Consider the following 206-nt stretch of genomic DNA (forward strand, 5'->3'; position numbering starts at 1 on the left):
CGCGGTCGCTGATCCTGCAGCTGCGGCCGCTGACGGCCGAGGACACCCGCGCGGTAGTACAACGCGCGATCGATGACCCCCGCGGCCTGGGCAGGGCAGTCGCGGTAGCGCCTGAGGCCGTCGACCTGCTGGTGCAACTCGCGGCCGGCGACGCCCGGCGCGCCCTGACCGCGCTGGAAGTAGCGGCCGAGGCAGCCCAGGCGGCC

General features: G+C 75.7%; 1 pseudogene. It reads left to right on the forward strand.

Annotation, left to right across the window (positions count from 1 at the left end):
- Window positions 1-206, forward strand: a pseudogene (locus tag BST12_RS30525) (replication-associated recombination protein A); the annotation flags it as partial.

Origin of the sequence: Mycobacterium angelicum (assembly GCF_002086155.1) — a bacterium.
GTDB classification, from domain to species: domain Bacteria; phylum Actinomycetota; class Actinomycetes; order Mycobacteriales; family Mycobacteriaceae; genus Mycobacterium; species Mycobacterium angelicum.